Here is a 19,738-nt window from a genome sequence, read left to right on the forward strand (position 1 = left end):
GTTTTGATCGATCTCGATCAAGAAGGCGGGGTCTCGGTGATGGCTGACGACACCTTTGACGACGAGGCTGTGACTGTCGAGTCGTAGGTAGGACCGCTCCACCCCGTCGGAACAGCACCGCAAGCAGGCGCAAGCCCAGAGGTTCACACTTCTTTTGTCACCGTCCAGCCGACCTCCGACAGCAACGCCTACCGGCTCTACCAGGACACACACAGCGCCGGCACAGGAGCAACACGCAGCTGTGATGACACTTGTTGTATCTCCTCAGCGCCACAATGCGAAACGATTCACTGCGCCGTTCCCGGTCGAAACGACTCTCGTCGAGACGCTTGGTCTACCTGGACGCCCCCACGACACCGATCAGATTGTAACCGGAGCCACGAGTCTTCGGACCTCGCGACGACACAAACGCCACCTCGACACGACCTGTACGACCAGACGACACCTCCCGACGCACCACTGAACAAGACAGCTACGACAGACGCAGCCACGACGCGGACCACCAGCGGAGCCAGTAGTTGCCGACACGATTCCACACACAGTCCCGACGCAATCCCAGCGGAACGCTGAGAACGAACTGTTCCAAACACTATCGCAAACTCCCGAAGCGCCATTCCTGCCCAACGCTGAGCTGACCTGCGAACAACAACATGCTCCTCTCGGAGGCTACGATCGACGCATCCCAGTCAACGCGGCGGTCGTTCGTAGTCAATTCCAAGGCGTCACCCACCGCCCCGCAGACCCCCCGCTTAGCGGAGAACTGGAGCGGGGAATCCAAAGCCGACCCCGAGACGATCGGGAGCCGACCCCGAGACGATCGGAAGCCGACGCCGAGACGAACGGAAGCCGACGCCGAGACGAACGGAAGCCGACCTAGGGACAAACCGAAGCCGACCTGAGGCGAAATACGAGCAGAACTTGAGCGAGAACAGTCACGCACGCCTACCATCCGCGAGCCCAGTCCGCCAACAGCTCATTTTGAATTCTCACGCCCTCTCGATTCACCTATCAGAGCCACAATTTTGAGGCTAATTTCGACCGGCCATTCCGACACCTATCACAATCTGTATGGTTAAGTCGATGATCTGACAGTGCTTATTACCAGATGGCGTGCTGATTCAGGGTGTCTATGTTTAGTACCGTAATTACCAGACAGCGGCAGGATTGCGGGGGGTTCGTGTTTAGCGACACCCCAATGGCGATGGGGGACGGCGGACAATCATAATTACCAGACAGCGTGCTGATTGGGGGGGTCTATGTTTAGTACTGTAATTACCAGACGGCAGCAGGATTGTGGGGGGTTCGTGTTTAGCGACACTCCAGAGGCGATGACGAACGACAGACAATCATAATTACCAGACTGCGTGGCGATTTGGGGGGTTTGTGTTTAGTACTGTAATTACCAGAAGGCAGCGGGATTGCGGGGGCCTCGTGTTTAGCGCCAAATCACCTCTCTATTTTCGCGTAATTACCAGACGGCAGCCGATTTGGGGGCTTCTATGTTTAATTATGTGTTTGGTATGTCATTTTGGCTAATTACCAGATGGCGTGCTGATTCAGGGGGTTTGTGTTTAGCTCAGCACCCACCGAATGACCCTCTCACGTTCAGCCATAGAATTAGAGTGCTTTAGAGACTCTCTAAAAGAATCTGTTTTCGCCTCACACGTTCAGCCGAATTCACACAATTAGGGTTCAGGGAGTTGAACTTCAGTAGATGGCCACGTAGTGAGAGAGTCTGGGCGGAGCCGAGCAGCGGACGGGGAAAAGCGGGGGAGACGGACGACAAACGGAACAGTGTCTATCAAGGATATGATAGTGGACGGAACCCTGGCGGGCACGGGGAAACTGGCAGGGGTGATCGGCGCAGGAAACGGCTACCGAACGAGCGGGGGAGAGAAGACACCAACAACCGACGGCGAGACACGACGACTGGGATTACCGAAGGAGCAATCGACGTCGACGATCCGGGGCCGAGGGGCATCGAAGAACAACAGGCGAACCGAACGAACCGACACACCCCTCTTTCGAGTTGTAACGCGGACGGCGTCAGAGACCAGCAAGCGAAACGCACCGACCAGCAAACGAGACCGACAGCTGACCGACGATGAATGAGGACCGACGCCCAACGACTGGCGGACGAAGACACACCACCAGCAACTGGAGGCGATCCACCTGAGGCAACGAAACGGACACACCACCGACCGACAGGCACCGACGACCGATGAGCAATCGGCGACACCAGAGGACGAACCGAGCGGGGCACCGACGAACAGAACCAGCAGCGCGGCGACGGCGGCGGAAGAACAGGGGCGGGCGAGCGACGACACCCCGAATCGACATCGCGATGCGAGCGGCGGGGGCGGGGGAGGACAGCGACGACGTCGACACTGCGAGACGACAGCGACGATGCGAGGGTGGGGCTGGAGCGGCGGCGACGACACGAGAGTCGAGGTGGGTGCGGCGGCGACGGCAGTGCGGAGGTGAGGCCGATGCGAGCAGGGAGGGGTGGGGACGACGACAGCGGGACACAACAAGTGCGGGGGCGACGACGCGAGGGGGAGAGCAGAGTGGGGGCGACAAGACAGAGGCGAGGTTGACGTCGATGAGGACAGCTCGGAAGACGCGATGAGACAACACCGCGACGGCGACACCAGACCGGCGAATAGAACGGCACCGGGAGACGCACAGCGATGGCTCCGCGTTGGACAACGGCGGTGGGGCGGGAGAGACGAGTGGAAGGAGTGGAGAGTGAAGGAGTGTGGGAGGGGCGAGAGAGATTGGTCCCCGCATGTTGCCGTGGGCGATCCGTCCGGGGCGGAGCCAGTGGGGACGAACAGGGCGGGGCCAGATGGCGGCGCGGGGGCGGGGAGTAGCCGAGGTCGGCAGACAAGACAGAATGGTTCGCAGTAGTCTCGAACGGAGGCCCGCTAGTCCCGGCAAGCAGCTTACTGGATCTCTGTGAAACTGGAGAAAGCCCGTGAAGCAACTCAGACTTACGGAGAATCGAGGAGAGAGACTCGCGCTTCAGTGCGAGGAGGACGTCAATCCTCGATAGTTGTGAGCCTAGCGTCAGCTGAGAGTAGATTATTTTTAACTACCAATGGAAGTGGAGTGTGATTAAGAGGTAATTAAGATTGAACTCAAATATGGAGGGTACAAGCCCTCAAAGCCATAGACAGGGTGTCTGTAGATTGTGACACCCATATAAAACACACAGTCGCTCCTATACAACACTAGCACGATTCATGAGAACTCCCCCGGCGCTAGGACGCCGGAGGAATCGTGCTGCCACACCGATGACAGCATGCCGCCATATCAGGGCCACGAGTCATAACTCTGCCTCTCAAAGCAGGGCTCCGCAAAATGGCCCACTGACTCGCCAAGTCGTATCGCCTCTAATCCAGCGTGATGAAGGAACTACCAGCAACGACATCGGGACTCCTGCTGATCGATTACTCCAACTGCTCACGAAGTCCCGACCGTGGCGACGTGACAGCACCAACAAACATCGAGACGCCGATGACGCTACCAGACGGTTGAGACACCGTGGCCATGGGGCAACACCCACAACAGAGGTGATCTGAGTGCCCACTCCCAAGGATGAGGCGGCGTCGCTCGCTATCCCGATGGATCCTGACACGGCGTTCGACGCGATCGCAAACAGTCGTCGTCGCCGCGTCTTGTTGTCTCTCTCACGCTCTCATGGTGAGGTCGCCGCCGACGACCTCGCGGTCGAGATTGCGGCCATCGAGAATGCGATTGACCCCAGCAAGGTAGGGAGTGACGAGCGGACCTCGGTCTACATCGCCCTGACCCAATCACATCTTGAGACACTCGATGAAATCGGTGCTGTCGAGCATGACGACCGGTCACAGACAGTGACTGCGACAGCTGCGACTGAACCGCTCGCGGAGTATATCCGCCGGCTACAGACAGCCTGCTACCAGCCAGACATGGAGGGCTCGTAAATGTCAGACACCCACCAGCACGCAGTTTCAACGCTGCGGGACGTTGATGCTGGCTTCCACCGACTGCTTGAAGCAGTTGCTGCGGATGAAGCGGCTGGGTCGGTATCGGACAGCGATCCAATCGCTACACTCCGGCGAGCGCGGTCACAGATCGATGCCGCACTGTTCGCACACCAGCACCGAACAGCGGACAACACACTTCCCGAGTCTGGGTCGTGTGTCCTCCAGTGGGATCCGGGCAGTACTCCGCCACGCCGGCTTGTACTGGATCCTGATAGCGACGGCACCAGCTGGACACAGCGCGAGTTCGAATGGAATGGCTCCGGCTGGCGTGTCTGTCGTCGTACCAGCGTCAGCGACGTCGCAATCAGCGCCGCAGTAGCACCGCACTATCCGAGCCCTGTCGATCCACTGACGGTTGACGCGTTGGTGACTCGGATTCGTGGAAGCTGGATGAACCCAGACCCAGATGTCCTCGTCTTCACTGCGACAGCGACGACCGAGCGGGGAGTCGTTGCTGCTGTTGCGGACGAACTCCGGTATCGCGAACTCGACAGCACTCGGTGGTTCAGGGTCACCACAAACGAGCTCCAACACCACCTCCAACAGCAGGGCCAGCCGGCGCTCCAGTCGCTTTCAGAGACACCGCTCACGCGACAGCACTTCACCCAAAGTCCACTCTCACAATGACGGCAGACGTGCCTTCCCTCCCAGAGGAGTTCGACGAACACCTCGTGTCGCTTACGTCGACGCTCGAATCGATCCGCGAGACAATTGAATCCGACCACACGCTCACTACTGACCAGCGGATGTTCGCCGGCCGACTCCTGTACTTGGCGGCCCAGCCCATCACGGAGGCCAAACGTCTGCTTCCGGATGTCGACCACGATGTAGAGGCACAGGCTGAGCAGACAACGGATTCCTGTGAAGACTACGGTGACGCTGTTGCCCATATTGAACAGCAGCTGTGCTGGCTGATCAACGCCTCTCAAACAGGACTGCCAGACGCGTCTCATTATGATGATGCACCCGACTCGAAGTTCACAACGGCACTTGAACACGTGACGGCGCTTCGAGACATTCTCCCAGAGATCGCTTCAGAGAGCCCCGTAATTGACGAGTGGGAGCATATCAGTCTCACCGATGTCGACCCACACGTCGGCGGCCGTGGTGATGCTGACGGCCGATGGCTTGAGTACCAACTCCAGCGAGCGCTTAGACGGTGGGGATATCGTGCTGCGACTCGCCAACACCTGTTCAGTCTGGAAGTCGATGTCGTTGCGAAACGCAAAACGTACGAGCATGAACCAAGTGACTGGATCGTTGCCCAGTGTAAAGACTGGACAGCCGACACGATCACGCCGTGGAAACTCTTCCGGTTGTGTACAGTGGCGTTTGCCTGCCGGGCAATGCCAGTGCTCTGTCACACGACCGAGCTGACACCCCGAACCGAGAAACTGGCGCGTGAACTGGAGGTGCGGGTACTTGAACTCAAAGATCTTGAGCGTGCGGAACTACCCGCAGCGCGAGTAGCCAAGCCGACGATGGAACTCCGGGAGTGGCGACCACAGTATCGCGCTCGCGGTGATCGAGGGTCGCTGCCGTTGATGTTCCGCAGCGAGCCAGGGAAACGTTTCAGCTACGTCCCCGGGTTCAAGCCAGTCGGAAACGACGCTAGCTACGAGCCGATCGAGAGTAACCGGGATGATAACAGACACCCTGCTGCTGGTCATTAATCATGGGAGTGTCGCCGTCCAACGGGCCGTGTTCGGGTAACCCGACCCCACTGAATAAAATCAATAATATGAACAGTTCACTTTCACTCTATCCACCTGAGATATAACATGGACGGCTAGTCAGATAGTGCTGAGGAGTCGGAGTAAGCTTCGTTCCCACCGAGGGCAGTCCAACTCTAAGTGGTGTCACACGCTCCTCTCTTTCCCAGGAAAGTCGGTAAACAACTGAGATATGGTACTCAACAATCAAGCGGGAGGACTTAGTGGCTATCCACTCTACAGAGAAGTGGCCGAAGATTGGCGAGCCCTAGTGTGAAACTCAACTAATTATGAGTGAATCCAGTAACTACACACCGTTTCCAGTGCTTCCGGATACTGACGAGCATACTGTCCTCAGCTTTCTCGTCAAGAACAGCGGTGAGCGTTTTACATCACGTAACATCGTCGAGCAGACGAGTGTTAGGGAGGGAGACATTCCCGAAACGATGGAGTTCCTACTCGAACACCAGCTCATCTGCCATTCTGAGAATACTTACTACGTCGACCTAGATCGCGCAACGGAACTCAAACACAGACTTGAATCGATTGATGCTGTGGTACGGCTGTTCGAAAATTCTCCGGATGATGATTATAGTGAGGAAGGGTGGGAAGATCGACTGGAATCGATACTGTAGCGCTGTCTCTTTGACTAAATAGTCCAGATACCAGAAATTCTGAGTGGAGTACTCTGTTGAATCCAATGACGGCACGGGGGTCGTGATCTCTGAAGGCGCGGTTATCTCACTTTTCTTCGTTGAGGAGTTGGATCGATCCACACAGCGATCTCGATCTTTTCCTTCTCTATCAAGAATCCGTCTCTGAATTCTCTCGGCAGCGCTCCTGAACCGAGTACAGAGTGACCCGATCCCGACGCATTCTGCGGATTCAACAGAGCAGAGTGGAGCTCACGGGGGTTTCTGTCAATTTTCGGGATAGAACTGTTCGCAAGTACAGCAGTACAGTCAGGCACCGTGGTCGATATACTCAGCTTCCCATTCAACTCGCGCCTCGATCTCTCTGGTGCCTCGACGGGTAGTCGTGTACTCGTTAGTTCGTCGATCACGCTGGCTTTTCTCGACAAGTCCCTTCTCAACGAGCGTGTCGAGATTTGGATAGAGCCGACCATGGTGGATCTCTTTTTCGTAGTAGTCCTCGAGTTCGTCTTTGATTGCGAGCCCGTGTGGGTCATCCAGACCGGCAATTACGTACAGCAAGTCGCGCTGAAAGCCTGTGAGATCATACATACCCTCTCTTACGTATTCAGGTTTTGAAATACTACTGATTTTCGAGATGATATTATGATGACTATTTCACAGCCATCATCGAACATTCTGAAGTAGTAACTCAGGCGACCACAATATTCGAATTAACCAACACCTATCATTAATCCCTATTTTTGTTGGTTGAGATCCTTCACAGCCCGCTGTGATAATGGGAGATATCTATCCCGCCAGTACCGACTCTAAAGCATCGTTAAAGCGAAGGACGCGTATGCTACGGCAGTTTCTCAGCGCACACGGCGTTCTTACGATGTTCGTTCTAGACCGGATCGTGAACCTACTCGAGGCGATTGTGGTCTAGAACCATGAGGAAAACACCGCCCATTCGTGGTTTGGTCCTCTGATTCGGGCGAAAAGAGTAGTGCTCACGCTCGCTGCGCTCCGTGATGACCGCCTCTACGCGTTGCTGATGAATGCCACCGGAATCGTTGGTACTGTCTCGGTTTTCACCCCGCGACTGTACGTGTAAATCGTAAGGCCACTCGTGTACGGGAACCCGGAATCGGTGGAGTGAACGAGTACCTCACCGACGTTGTCCGCGTGATTGGCATTGCGTACGTGCTCCTTGCGCTTTTGGATCGTCGGCGTCGAAACAGGGTATGGCCGACGATCTCTCCGCCCGCACGATCCTTCTTACCGGGGGAACAAGCGGGTTCGGACGGGTGGCAGCACTTGACCTCGCAAAACGGGGTGCGACCGTCGCAGTTGTCGGCCGCGACGAGTCGAAAGGGGCCACTCTCGTAGAACGATCTAAGGATCTTGCCGGAACGATTGCGTTCCATCAGGCTGACCTCGCCTCTCAATCCACCGTCCGGTCCCTCGCAGCAACGGTGGAACGCGAGTACGACCAGATCGACGTCCTCGCTCACAACGCCGGACTCTCGGCCGGCTCACGGCGTGAAAGTCCAGACGGAATCGAGCTCACGCTCGCGGTGAACCACTTGGCTCCCTACCTCCTAACATACGAATTACTCGACCATTTCTGTGACGCACCCGATCCGCGTGTTGTCGTCACCGCTTCCGACATCCACCGGCGGGCGACACTCGATCTCGACGATCTACAGCTGATGGACGGGTCCGACTCACTCGACGCGTACGCCCGCTCAAAGCTGGCGAACATCGCCTTTACGATCGAACTTGATGACCGACTTCCAGATGACTCTGCGGTCACAGTCAACTGCGTCCATCCGGGATTCATTCCGTCGACGGACTTGTTTCGCGATGCGCCGCTCCGAACGCGGCTGCTGGTTCGGATCGCTGGGCTGGTGCCGGGTGTCGCCACCTCAAAGCAGGCAGCCGCCGATCGCCTCCAAACACTTCTTGTGGACCCTCAGTATGGCTCTGTAAGTGGCCAATACGTCGGCAGCGATGGTCCCGCAGATCCCGCATCCGATGCGACGAACCAGGTGGTGCGACGGCGGCTCTGGGAAATGAGTGCTGAGCTGGTCGGCATTCCACCTGACTGGCCAACGCCTCGGACCAACTAAGATGCTTTCACCGGTAGCATCAGTGATGATCACGGTATCTCCGTTATTGGTGTATATCGGAGAGATAGAGGCTTAGTACAACTCTGTAGTTGTACTCATTCCTCGTCCTGTGTGAAGTGTCCTATCTCGCCGAGAGCAATCTCAAACCCCACGGAACAACATAAGTGAATCTCCTGTATCGCTCACCCGGACCCCGTCCTCAGCCGAAGAGAATGAACGCTGTAAATTACTCGTAGTAGCTAACGCGGTCGACAACTTCCGCGAAGGCGACATTCTCGCGGACATCGGTGATCTCGATAGTGACACGCTCACTCTGTTTGGTGTCGGGAACAATAACGACGAACCCGCGCTCAACACGGGTGATGCCGTCCCCTTGGTCACCAATGTCTTCGATTTCGACAGTGCGTTGTTCTCCTTCCTCGACAGGGGACGTCTGTGACGGTTGTTCGGGCTGTGGATCGGCGTCAGTAGTGTTGGTTTCGCTGGTGGTGGGTGACGGCAACACAGCAACACGGTACGTTTCGTCCGCCTCTAGATCGCCCAGGCGGAGCTCTTGCTCCGGTATCTCAATCACATATGACCCGTTCCGCTCCTCGATTTTCCCTGAGAACAGACACTGAAGTTGATCTGAAATCTTCATTTATAGACCGTACACCACATACGCGGCGAACCACACATTACTCTGCTGTCTCCCTACTCCGGCGCTACAACGTTCTCACACGCCGGACACTCGCTCCACACGCCCTCTGTGCCGTCGTCCTTCTCGTACTCAACGAGGATCCATGCTTTGGACATGTCCTCACCACATTTCGGACACCGACCGAGGGACGATTCGTCAGCGTTCATGGAAAGGGGTGGAAGGAGCGTGTGACAGTGTTCCTTCCAACTGGATATCTGCTGCTCATGAACCTAAGATTTTGGCGGCTTTGTGGGCCACACACTGGATTTCCGGTGGATGTAGTCCACTAGTCTGATTAACCAACATACTTTCTCTACTTTGTTGGTTAAGATTGTGCTCGATCGTCACCCAACTTCCAAAGATTCGAACTCCTCACGAGTGGACCGATCTGTTCCCTTTTATTTGCTTCTAGACAACCCAGCGTGAATGTCTCGACGACGAGAGGCCCTAACACCAACCCAAACAGTGGAGATTGCCCTACTCTCCGGGGTTGCTGGTGTTCTCATCGTTGTTCATTTCTTCCTCCCCGAACCACTCCGCTCGCAGTTCCTGTTCACGTACGGCGAGCCCACGCTTGTCTCGGCGTGGACCGCAGCCCTCCTTCACGATAGCGCGTCACATCTAGCGTCCAGCGTAACGTGGTACGCGATCGTGATGGCATCGGCGTACGCACTCTCCATGCCGTGGGAGCGTCAACGTCCGTTCTGGTTCGCTGTAGTCGGGTGTCTCGTGCTCGCGCCGCTAGTGACAAAGCTCGTGGATTACTGGCTGTTGAGGCTTCAGTGGAATCTCGTTGCGGACGCGACGACGGCACGCGGGTTTTCCGGGGTCGTGAGTGCGTTCGGTGGATTGCTGTACGTCTCACTCGCATGTACAGTGACCGCGAGGTATGGCTACGACGCCGGCGTGGCGACGACGGGAACAATTGTCCTCGGAGCGCTCTCAGCGCTCGCAATAACGTCTGCCGTGTTGCCTCCGTCGGTAGCTGTCGTCCTTTGTACGATTGTAGCCTTCGCGATCGGAATCTGGATTGGCAGAAACAGACCTAAAATACCGACGTGGCGGGCATGGGCCTGGTCACAGCGTGATGGACTCCTGCCTATCGTAGTTGGCTGTGTAGTAGTGGTCGTACTCCTTTCGCAGTTATTCCAAGTCCAACTGGATGAAACGGGGCGATTTGTCAGCGTAATCGCTCATGGAACAGGGTTTGCGACCGGCATGATCGTTACTGTACTCGTGTTCATCGCGGAATACGTCGGCCAGCGATCGACTGAGAAACCGGGCAACCGCCTTGTGACGTAACCTGAGGGTCCTACCAGTCGTCTTCTGACGGCGGTCGTTTTGAGAGCCGATCAAATCGGTTCTGTGCTGTCTCTGATCGCTTCGTGGTTTGCTCAGGTTCATACTGCGTTGTACCTAGGTCGCCGTCGACAACAGTGACTGTGAGGATCGCATCAGCATGTTTCCCATCCTCAGGGAGCCGATCAGCTTCCAAGACGGCATTCCCTACCTCCTCGCCGTCTCGTTCGAAAAATACGGTGGCTAACCCATCTTCGATCGAGTCCACAACGGCTGTGTATTCGCCGTCGTCAAGGGCAACTAGATCGGTCATGAATAAGTCTCCTCTAGCACGCGCTCCCCGTTAGGAGTACTGACGATCACGGTATCCCCATCGTTGTTCCAAATCGGCGAACCTGAACCCCAGTACAACTCAGTAGTTGTACTCGTTCCACTGCCTGTATGAATTGTTACTGATTCACCGGCAGCAAGCTTGAACCCCTCGGGAACAGTATACCTCTGGCCTGCTTCGTCTTCTATTGTCCAGCCAGACAACTCCAGCGTCTCGTTACCGGTGTTCTCGAGGACGACGTATTCGTCATTGAGGTTGTCTCGGTCATCACCAGCCGCGTCCGCGTGGATTTCAGCGACTGCCAGGCCGGCTTCAGCTGTCGTCTCATCTGTCTCGCTGTCCGTGTCATCGGGGGTGTCGTCGCTACCAGTGTCGATACTGGTTGTCCCATCACTCTCTATGCGGGCACGGTCACTAACAGCGTCAGGCGCTCCAACGTCGATCGGATCGCCCTCACGGAGCGTACTCGGATCAGTCGGGGCGTCTCGCTGGGTTTGGACGGTAATGTTCTGTCCGTCACTGGTCAAGATGATGTTGCCGTGTGTTGCGGTCCAATACCCTGGGAGTGATCGCTCAGCGAGTCGTTGGAGGACCTCCTCGTGGGGATGTCCGTACTGGGAATCGTACGCGCTCGAAATAACGACTGCTTGCGGATCGACCGCATCAAGAAACGCTCCACTTGACGAGCTCGCAGAGCCGTGGTGGCCGGCTTTCAGAATTGTCGACTCCAGCTCTGACCCGTATTCGTCGACAAGGTATGCTTCCTGATCGTCTTCGGCATCGCCTGAGAGCAGAAAGCTCGTTTCGCCGTGGGTGAGCTTGAGGACAATGCTGTTCTCGTTGCGATCTTCATTTTCGAGGTACGGATCCGGTGGGCCGAGGACATCGACGTCGACATCGCCAAAGTCGATCCTGTCGCCTTCTCGCGTTTCGTACAGTGTCACGTCGTGTGCTTCGATCGCGTCGAGATACTCGGCGTAAGTTTGTGTACTCGACGCGATACCGGGGTCGTACACCGCGCCGATCCCGTCGGCTTCCGTTTCGTAGTACTCGATGATCGCAGCGCTTCCACCGATGTGGTCCGCGTCACTGTGGGATGTTACGAGGTGATCGATCCGCGAGATGTCGTGACGTTGGAGATACGCGAGTACGTGCTCGCCGTCGTCGTTATAGTGGCCCGTATCGACAAGCATCGTCTCACCGGTTGGACTCGTAATGAGCGTACTGACCGATTGGCCGACGTTGATGTAGTGGACCACAATACTCCCGTTTGTGGTGACAGCTGACGATCCGTTGGCCGGCTCCGGATCAGCCGGAGCTGGATCGCCTGGTACCACGCCGGTACATCCAGCGAGGACAACCATCCCAGCGATGATGAGAAGAGTAGTGAGTTTCTGTGGCGACTCCATGGCCACAGTCGATACTAGTTGGGTGTAAAGCTACGCGAATTTGTCGAAGCGGTTCATGCGTCCAGTAGATCTTGGATATCGCCTTCATCAAGTGCATTCATTTCCTCAAAGTACTCTTGAACGTCAAGCACAGTTTCAAGCGAAGTCAGGCTCTCCGTCTTTGCCTGCGCCTCATGTGAGTAGGTCGCAAGATCACGTTGTTCGTAGTCGTGATCATCGTCAATATAAAATATATACAAGATGTCGAACTCAGCGTTCCCTCTCGGGATACGTTCGACAACCTTGGAGTACAGGCGGATCTGCGAGCTAATGGCAATAATGTCTATATTTTGTATCTCCTCACGGACAAAAGAACTTGGCGGGCTTTCACTTTGGAGGACTGATAGGATCTTTTTCAGAATAGCCTGCTGCTCACTGCCCTCTAAGCCGGTCAAGTTCGATCTCGCTTCTGAGGTGAAAATGACTCTTGTCTCATCGTCCGATAACGGAACGTAGCTCACAAAGAGAAGGCTGTAATTTAGAAATTAAGGGCAGATTCGAGATCGTCTTTAGTTGCCGTATCACCGTTTTCAAGATCTCGGATTCCACGTAACACACCGACTGGAACGCGCGGCTCACAGGCCTCTTCAACTTCCGGCTCGCCGTCGTTCTTGCGTGTCGGAACGTTACTCATTACACCCAAAGTTATTCCGGCAAGGTTATAAATCTACGTCTAGACAGATCTTCCTAGGAAGATCTGTCTAGATGAGAAACCACCATGATATCATACTGTATTCTTAGGCGTCTATAAGCTATTTAGACTCATTTTAGAGTTTTTTTGATGTGACACAATAAGATATGTTCAGAAGTTTTAGATCTGTACAGCAGAGGTCATACACGGTGTGTTCGAACCATCTCTCTGAGATCGGATTTGCTGAGATGGGTGATCCCGCGCTGGTCACCATCATTGGTGTAGAAGATTGAGGCAGTAACTTCTCGATCTGGGTATTGGTCGGCAACGACGTGGTAGTAAATACTGAGCTGTTTCTCGTACTCGTTTTCGGCGTGGGTTGTGAGGTCAGTTTTGTAGTCGATGATATCTATCTGGTCAGGCGTAATATGGAGTAAGTCGATAATCCCACCGATCGTCACCTCCTTGTCATCGACAGTCAACGGAAGAAACGCGTCGATTTCGGCTTTCGTTTTACCGTCAAGTGAATCTAAGAGTTCCTTCACATTCTCCTTATCATGATTGCCGTCGGTGTCGACAGCCTCACCGAGTACATACCGCTCTGCGAACTCGTGAACTTCCGAGCCAAACTCCATCCCTCGACCACCGGTGTCCCCTTCGAATACCGCTTCGTCAATGAACGTATGAGGAGAGTAGCGTGCCGGCCCATCTGGCTCCGGAATATCAACCGTAAACGGTGAATGCTCGTCCTCTATCGGTTCGAAGGTCGACAGATCTGGATCAACTGGTTCGATGTCAACGGGAACTTCATCGAGGAACACATTCGGATCCTCTCCGCCGGCCAAAATAACGTGGCTCTCAGCGCGCGTAATAGCGACGTAGAGGAGTCGGCGTTCCTCATCGTAGTTTGGTGGGAGACACTTGTTGAGAACGTCTGTCTGCCAGTTGTCGTAGACGTGTGGAACATCGTGGGCCTCTACAGAGTACACCTTTCGGTGTCGGAGTCCGATCGGATCGGTGTACGCAATATCGCTTCCACCACCACCTGTCGATGGGAACTTGTTCGTGTTCATATTCGCAAGGATGACGATCGGGTATTCGAGTCCTTTCGTCGCGTGGATTGTCTGAACAGTCACCGCATTCGTCCCCGCACCAGCGTCTACCTCGTGAGTACTGCCATCTTCGATCGCCGCTTCGATGAACTGAATCAGTTCTCCACGGGTGAACGTTGTCGTCGAATACACTGACTGAATAGTGTCGAGAACGACATCCGCAGTTGGGCCACTCCGATCGTACCGATCGAACACACGACGGGCGACACCCCCGAATGTCTCCATCTCTCGGAGCTCTTCGCAGAAGGTAACCATCGCGTCAGGGTACGCGTCGCGGTCGATGATCGCCTTCACCTCGTCGATCGTGTATCCGGCCTCCTCTAAGACGAGCGCCCAGCCACGATCGGCGTTACGTTCGAGGATCCGAAGCCACGCTAACAGTAGCTTTGCGGCGTCCGTTCGGAACACCTCAATGCCACCTTCATACGCCATCGGGAGGTCGTACGCGTTTGCCGTGTCGAGTAGGTCCCGGCCGAAATCGCGAGTCCGGGTCAATACGGCGATATCGCCGTATTTCGGCGCGTGGTACTCGCCGTCGTCACCCTCAACGGCGTAGTCGTCATTGTCGACGATGTTGTCAATTTTCTCGAGGATCGCCTCGTGTTCGTTCTCGCTCGTGAGCGCCTCGATACGGCTCTCGTCATGGTCTGTGTCAGCCTCTAATGGTGTGACCTCCTCAGAGATTGCTTCAGTATCTAGCGACTCGCTTTTCGTCGCACGCGCCGTCAGCACATGTGTGGAAAAATCCAAGATAGACTGTGTCGACCGATAGTTTCGCGTCAGTCGTTTGTCGGCAGCCCTCGACGGCGAGAAGGCGATTCGCTGTGCGTCTCGGTTGAGTTCATCGACGAACCGATGGAGTCGATTATCGAACTCACGGATGTTGTCGACGTCGGCGTATTGGAAGCTATAGATACTCTGCTTCCAGTCACCGACCACACAGATGTTATCTGTGCCGGCCAGAAGAAGCATGAGATTGAACTGGATCTCACTCGAGTCCTGAAACTCATCGACCATCACGTACTCGTATCCTAGCCGTTCCCGGAGGTCGTGGTTTTCACACAGCAGGACGAACGCGAACAGCTGAAGGAACCCGAAGTTCAGGTAATTCCGTCGAAGCGCAAACTCAAGATAGGCGTGATAAACGTCATGGACGAACTGCTTGAGTACTGTTCGATCGTCCTCGAAGACGCGTTTTGCGACGTCCGCTCGGATCTGCTTGCCGTCCCCCCGAAGCTCCCATTGTTCAGGGGCGTCTGGGAGGTAGGTTTTCTCCTTCCCGTAGTCGTTGAGCTTCTTTCGGAGCTTCGACTGCTTGCTGCCACCGTTTCGAGTTTCATTTATGTAGGCGAACAGCGTCTCAAACGCTGCGAAGTCACCGTCGAGGTGTGACTCGCCGTCGCGGTACCAGCCGGTTGCGGTGGGAAATACACCCTTCGCAGACAGCTCTTTAATGAGATCGAGCAGTTCTGTCGTTTCTGAGATCGCTGTGAAGAACTCGTTGTACTCAGGGTGTGAGTCGACGAACTGGCTGTACTGAGCAGACTTAGAGAGAACGTATCACGATCTATTGGTTTCAACAGAGCAACCCAGCCACCAATGCTTGGACTGCCAGTATGTTTATTATTACATGCTTCTTCTGGTCGTTCACACCGTTTCTGGTCAATAAGGGGCCAGATTCTGTCAGTTGGTTCAGAAGATATGTAGAAAGGAACCACCCACAGCACTAACTCCGTCCTTTGGTATTCAGCGCAACTACTGAGGAGATGTTACGGATTAATGCCTTGTGAGCGCTACCGATCATTTACCCGCTGATCGGTCTGTGAGAACGCCTCAGTCGCCATGTCTGCGCGTTCAGCCGCCTCGATGTGCTGGTACGCCTCTCGGACCTGTTCTTCACTATTGTCGAGATACCGGGCTGCAGCGGCGTAGCCGAACTGCCGAACAAGAACCTCCCCGACACCCCGACGCCCACCGTGGAGCTCGAGGTAGTTACCATCGAGTGTGAGGTCCAGTTCGTCCCGTCGCTCCACTAGGCTCTCATGATTCCATAGCCGGTCCATGATCGAGCGGGCCCCCTCGGTGGTGAGTGGTTTCGGCGCAGTCAGGTCGTGTTCGGCGGCGACGACTAGGTCGGGAACCGCACCACGAATGCGCTCGATCGCGTCGTCATCAAGACCGCATTCGGCAAGGCCCTCAGTGACGTGTGAAGCGAGCGATGGCCGGTGTAGTGTCGTAAACACTGGCCACGACTTCGGGACATCCAGCACCTCAGCGTACCGACGCAGCGGCGTAATCACAGGCTCAGGGAGGGAGGCCTCCTTCCACTCGCGACCTTTCCGGAATACCGTCACGCTGCTGTCCGCGAACGACACGTCACGCCATCGAATCCCGTTGCGGCCCTCACGGTCCTCTTTCGGGGCCGAAAGGAACTCCGAGCCGCGCAGGCCCGTATAAGCGACGACGTACACGAGTGCTTGCTCACGACAGCGTTGGTAGGCATCGAACCGGGCCCGTTGTTTGGTCTGCCAGATTTCGCTTTCCGGATCACCGTGTTCGGCTTGGGGAACATCGATCGCGCCGAGCGCGTCGAACGCCTCGGAAACACGGCGGTCGACGAACTGCGTGATCAGGTCGCGGTGGATTGGTTCCCACGACTGCTGGTCACCTGGTCGCCGGCCATCGTTCTCGGGGAGCGGATCCTCGGCGTCCGACTCCCTAGCGTAGTGGCGTGGAATATACCCTTGTGCGTGCGACCATCCACACCACGACGCGATATGTGCGTAATAGGTGAGGACGGTCCCAGCAGCGTACCCAGACGTCGAGAGGTAGCGGGCGTAGTCTGAGAAGACCGTCGTGTCGAGGTCCTCGAACCGAACGGTATCCCCGTCGACGACGCCCGCCCAGGACTCCGGCGGCGAGGCGTTCGCCGGGTCAGCTGTCTGACCGAGACACCACCGATGGAAACGTCGGAGCTCCCGCTCGGCATCAGTTCGATACGCCCCTTGCTCGCCGACGTCGCCTTTCCCCTTGTCCGTGAGGTATTTGCTAAATGTGTCGTCGATCGGGGTTTCCACGGAGCGGCGACCCGTCATTGAACTCGCTGGGTGTAGGGATTGGATAGTCGAAACGCCGCTCTAGCACCGGCGAGCCGGCTGGAACGGACATTGAAGGAAGGGCTGGCCATAATTCTGGAATTGACTCAGTTGTGGCCACGGGTGGGGGTCACTAAGAGTTTACCCTGTCTTACTCAGATAAGACAAAGTAACTAAATTGCCGCCCTATTGCTGATACTTAGAGATTATCTTCGGATTTCAGGCGTGAGAGCCGATATGCTCCGGTTGGCAATACTAATAAATACCATGTCGCTATATACAATCAGGCTCGCTGATGTTCCACCGTTTCGGAGGATGGCCAGAAATAGACTGTTTTCCGGGATTGAAGGGCTTGAAGAAAGACTCTCAAAGCAATTCACCTTCTGGCAGTCTGAGATCTTCAAGAAGATCTGGAGAGTACACGGAGAAACGACCGAAATTGTGCCTGAAGTGACGGCGTTGCCACTCATAGCCGCCACGAGAATCTGGTGCTCAGCTAAGCACTACCCGTACGGGAGAAGTGCCGACGAGACCAGCTCGGTTGTCTCTCCGGCTGTCAGAACTGGAGGGCAATCGAAAACTCCGTCCTCGATCCCACCAACTTCTGCCTTCAACAGGAAATCCGTCATCCGCCAAATATTGTGTAATAACGCCCCGAACACGAAGTAGAACAACCTGACGCGGTAGTCCTTAGAGGATGTCTTAGCGAGGAACTCGTGTTTGATCGATTTGTATTCACTCTCAATCTGCCAGCGCGAACTGTATCTCCGGCTGAGCGACTTTGCCTCAGCTGGACTGACGTCGACGTTCGTTGCGAACACGCTTGTCCCATCGCTGTTCTTAGATGGAACGTACAGGAATCGCATCGAGTGGGAGCCATTCTTGAGATGGACACTACTCTTCTCAACAGCGACCTCCTGCCCGTCATCATTCATTCGTTCAATGGCCTCCTTTTCAGGCGCATTGACTCGCGTCGGGATGAGGTAGTCCACATTCAGGTTCGACAGTGTCTGAAAGACATGTTTTGAATCGAACTCCGCGTCACAGAGGACCATCTCGATATCGACGTGTTCACGCGCCCGCTGGATAAGCCGGCGTACCGTTCTGTGAATCCGATTTGATGGGTTCTCGTCCCACGCTGAACTCTCGCGAACGGGTTCTACCTCGAGGATGAAAGGAATGTTTCGTCCGACGATCGTGAGGGTCGCGTACTTGAACACATGACCTTCTCCATCAGTATCGCCGCTCACCATCGGCATTCCTTCAACTTGGCCATAGTAGGGCACTTTCGTGATGTCGATCGCGACCGTTGCGGGCTCTCGAAATCCAGACTCGGCCCCCATAAGCGAGAGTAGTCGTCCAGAGGCTTCATGAAATCCTTCGATGAGAGAGTCTGTGGAGAATTGTTTTACGGTCCGTAGATGCGTGTCCCCGTGTGGACCCTTCTCGCTCCCACGTCGCCGCTGAAACCGTGACGCGCCTTGGGCGGTCCCGCAGCCAGTCATTCCCATATATGTCTGGAGTTCGAAGAACTGCGTGTCGTCGTATTGCGTATTCCTTGCTCGCCCAGAGTCAAATGAATCAAATCCGTATGAGCGAGCGAGCCGCGTTGTCTGATGAATTTCACTACTCGTGAACTGGGAGTTCTGTTCGTTATCTTCCCTAATCGTTGGCTCGCCATCGTCGATTTCTATTGGTGATCGGACCTTTTGTGTAGTAATTTTGAGGTCATAAACAGCGTGAATAAGTCGATGTGCGGCTGTTGTGATAAACCTCTGAGTGGTTTCGTTGAATCGATTCTTCCAGGCCCGTGACATGGCAGACTCAGCGGGTATATTCTCAAGTCCGAATACCTCTGCCAATTCGGGATGTCGGGTGATTCGCCGATAGCTCCAGCCGGAGATCTCGCGGTAGAGGAAGAGTTTGAGCATCCCCTGAAACGAATATGAGTTTGGATGCCATTCCGGGTATTCGTCTTCCAGTTTATCAAAGGGTCCCTCAAGTCTTGTGAGCAAGGGATCGAGAGGAGCACCAGCCCGAAGCCCGTCGAGGAGCTTCTCAGAAACGAGGTGTGCATCGGAAAGCAGAGTCGCTTCTTCTATCGATTTCCAGTCCGACATATATCATATTTATCGGTCTCGTACTGATGAAACTACTGAGGGTCGGGATCTTGTTGGTAATTTCTTTCTAGGAGTCGACCACTTGCTATAGAGGAATTATCGAATGGGGTGGTCTGCTTTGCTCCCAGTTAAGACGAAATATAATAGGCTGGACTGTTCTGTTAAAATCCTAGTTAGATGATGAATTTTAACATAGTTGCGGTCAGTACAGGGGATTCACATAACAGCTCCAGACGCCAAATCCTCACAGTCTATCAGTAGCGCCGTGCGAGATACAGAGATTGAATACAGCAGTTCAGATTGGTTATTCTGGAGAGTGAAAGAGCGCGCGTTAGGCAGCCTACGCTGCTACTGGTGCCGTGTAATCGCTCTTTCAACAGCAATCTGTAACGGCTCAATCGGCATCCGGTCTCTCGCCTCCACAGGTGAAACCCATTTGTATTCCTCGTGCTCGTGATTGAGTGTTATTTCGGTCTCATCGGTCTCGCAGTCGTACACGACAGTGAACATCGG

General features: G+C 55.2%; 15 protein-coding genes and 1 pseudogene. 6 read left to right on the plus strand and 10 right to left on the minus strand.

What is annotated here, in order from left to right:
* Positions 1 to 3,626: 3,626 nt before the first annotated feature.
* The 4 genes from C464_RS15865 (at position 3,627) to C464_RS18665 (ending at position 6,378) form a co-directional block, all read left to right on the plus strand.
* Positions 3,627 to 3,968: a DUF7344 domain-containing protein gene (locus C464_RS15865; protein WP_006114782.1), complete on the plus strand. Its 342-nt coding sequence runs from the start codon at positions 3,627 to 3,629 to the stop codon at positions 3,966 to 3,968.
* Complete coding sequence (locus C464_RS19715) at positions 3,969 to 4,658, plus strand: hypothetical protein (protein WP_006114783.1); 690 nt, start codon at positions 3,969 to 3,971, stop codon at positions 4,656 to 4,658.
* Entirely contained in the window at positions 4,655 to 5,704 is a 1,050-nt protein-coding gene (locus tag C464_RS18210; protein WP_099046401.1) for a hypothetical protein, read from the plus strand. Before C464_RS19715 ends, C464_RS18210 begins: the two co-directional genes overlap by 4 nt.
* Before the next feature lie 329 nt (positions 5,705 to 6,033).
* Positions 6,034 to 6,378, plus strand: coding sequence for a hypothetical protein (locus tag C464_RS18665; RefSeq protein ID WP_006114785.1), 345 nt, complete (start codon positions 6,034 to 6,036; stop codon positions 6,376 to 6,378).
* Positions 6,379 to 6,705: 327 nt separating this feature from the next.
* Here C464_RS18665 and C464_RS17765 read toward each other — a convergent pair whose 3' ends face one another.
* Entirely contained in the window at positions 6,706 to 6,987 is a 282-nt protein-coding gene (locus C464_RS17765) for a helix-turn-helix transcriptional regulator (protein ID WP_006114786.1), read from the minus strand.
* Positions 6,988 to 7,622: 635 nt separating this feature from the next.
* On the opposite strand from C464_RS17765, the gene C464_RS15885 reads away from it, so the two are divergent.
* The gene (locus C464_RS15885; protein ID WP_006114787.1) at positions 7,623 to 8,510 is read left to right on the plus strand and encodes an SDR family NAD(P)-dependent oxidoreductase; all 888 of its coding nucleotides are present in this window, start codon (positions 7,623 to 7,625) and stop codon (positions 8,508 to 8,510) included.
* Positions 8,511 to 8,736: 226 nt separating this feature from the next.
* Here C464_RS15885 and C464_RS15890 read toward each other — a convergent pair whose 3' ends face one another.
* Positions 8,737 to 9,150 (minus strand): TRAM domain-containing protein, encoded by a 414-nt coding sequence (locus tag C464_RS15890; protein WP_006114788.1) that lies wholly within the window; start codon positions 9,148 to 9,150, stop codon positions 8,737 to 8,739.
* Positions 9,151 to 9,203: 53 nt separating this feature from the next.
* A complete protein-coding gene (locus C464_RS19345) occupies positions 9,204 to 9,356 on the minus strand; it encodes a DUF7837 family putative zinc-binding protein (RefSeq protein WP_006114789.1) in 153 nt (50 codons plus the stop codon).
* 259 nt (positions 9,357 to 9,615) lie between these two features.
* Here C464_RS19345 and C464_RS15895 point away from each other — a divergent pair, with 259 nt between their 5' ends.
* The gene (locus C464_RS15895) at positions 9,616 to 10,491 is read left to right on the plus strand and encodes a hypothetical protein (protein WP_049911277.1); all 876 of its coding nucleotides are present in this window, start codon (positions 9,616 to 9,618) and stop codon (positions 10,489 to 10,491) included.
* Between the two features lie 10 nt (positions 10,492 to 10,501).
* Here the strand turns inward: C464_RS15895 and C464_RS17775 are convergent, their stop codons facing one another.
* The 7 genes and pseudogenes from C464_RS17775 to C464_RS15920 form a co-directional block, all read right to left on the minus strand.
* The gene (locus C464_RS17775; protein WP_080510476.1) at positions 10,502 to 10,801 is read right to left on the minus strand and encodes a DUF3006 family protein; all 300 of its coding nucleotides are present in this window, start codon (positions 10,799 to 10,801) and stop codon (positions 10,502 to 10,504) included.
* Positions 10,798 to 12,228, minus strand: a complete 1,431-nt coding sequence (locus C464_RS15900; RefSeq protein ID WP_049911278.1) for a lamin tail domain-containing protein — start codon at positions 12,226 to 12,228, stop codon at positions 10,798 to 10,800. The genes C464_RS17775 and C464_RS15900 overlap by 4 nt, the downstream gene beginning before the upstream one ends.
* Before the next feature lie 53 nt (positions 12,229 to 12,281).
* Complete coding sequence (locus C464_RS15905; protein ID WP_049911280.1) at positions 12,282 to 12,728, minus strand: hypothetical protein; 447 nt, start codon at positions 12,726 to 12,728, stop codon at positions 12,282 to 12,284.
* A gap of 17 nt (positions 12,729 to 12,745) precedes the next feature.
* Positions 12,746 to 12,901: a hypothetical protein gene (locus C464_RS18985; protein ID WP_161781684.1), complete on the minus strand. Its 156-nt coding sequence runs from the start codon at positions 12,899 to 12,901 to the stop codon at positions 12,746 to 12,748.
* A 197-nt stretch (positions 12,902 to 13,098) separates the two neighbouring features.
* Positions 13,099 to 15,540: pseudogene (locus C464_RS15910) on the minus strand (UvrD-helicase domain-containing protein); the annotation flags it as partial.
* Positions 15,541 to 15,803: 263 nt separating this feature from the next.
* Positions 15,804 to 17,105 carry a hypothetical protein gene (locus C464_RS15915; protein WP_006114795.1) on the minus strand — a complete coding sequence of 434 codons (1,302 nt, stop codon included), beginning with the start codon at positions 17,103 to 17,105 and terminating at the stop codon, positions 15,804 to 15,806.
* Between the two features lie 503 nt (positions 17,106 to 17,608).
* Positions 17,609 to 19,225, minus strand: a complete 1,617-nt coding sequence (locus C464_RS15920) for a transposase (RefSeq protein WP_049911282.1) — start codon at positions 19,223 to 19,225, stop codon at positions 17,609 to 17,611.
* Between the last annotated feature and the right edge of the window lie 513 nt (positions 19,226 to 19,738).

This window comes from Halorubrum coriense DSM 10284 (assembly GCF_000337035.1).
Classification (GTDB): Archaea; Halobacteriota; Halobacteria; order Halobacteriales; family Haloferacaceae; genus Halorubrum; species Halorubrum coriense.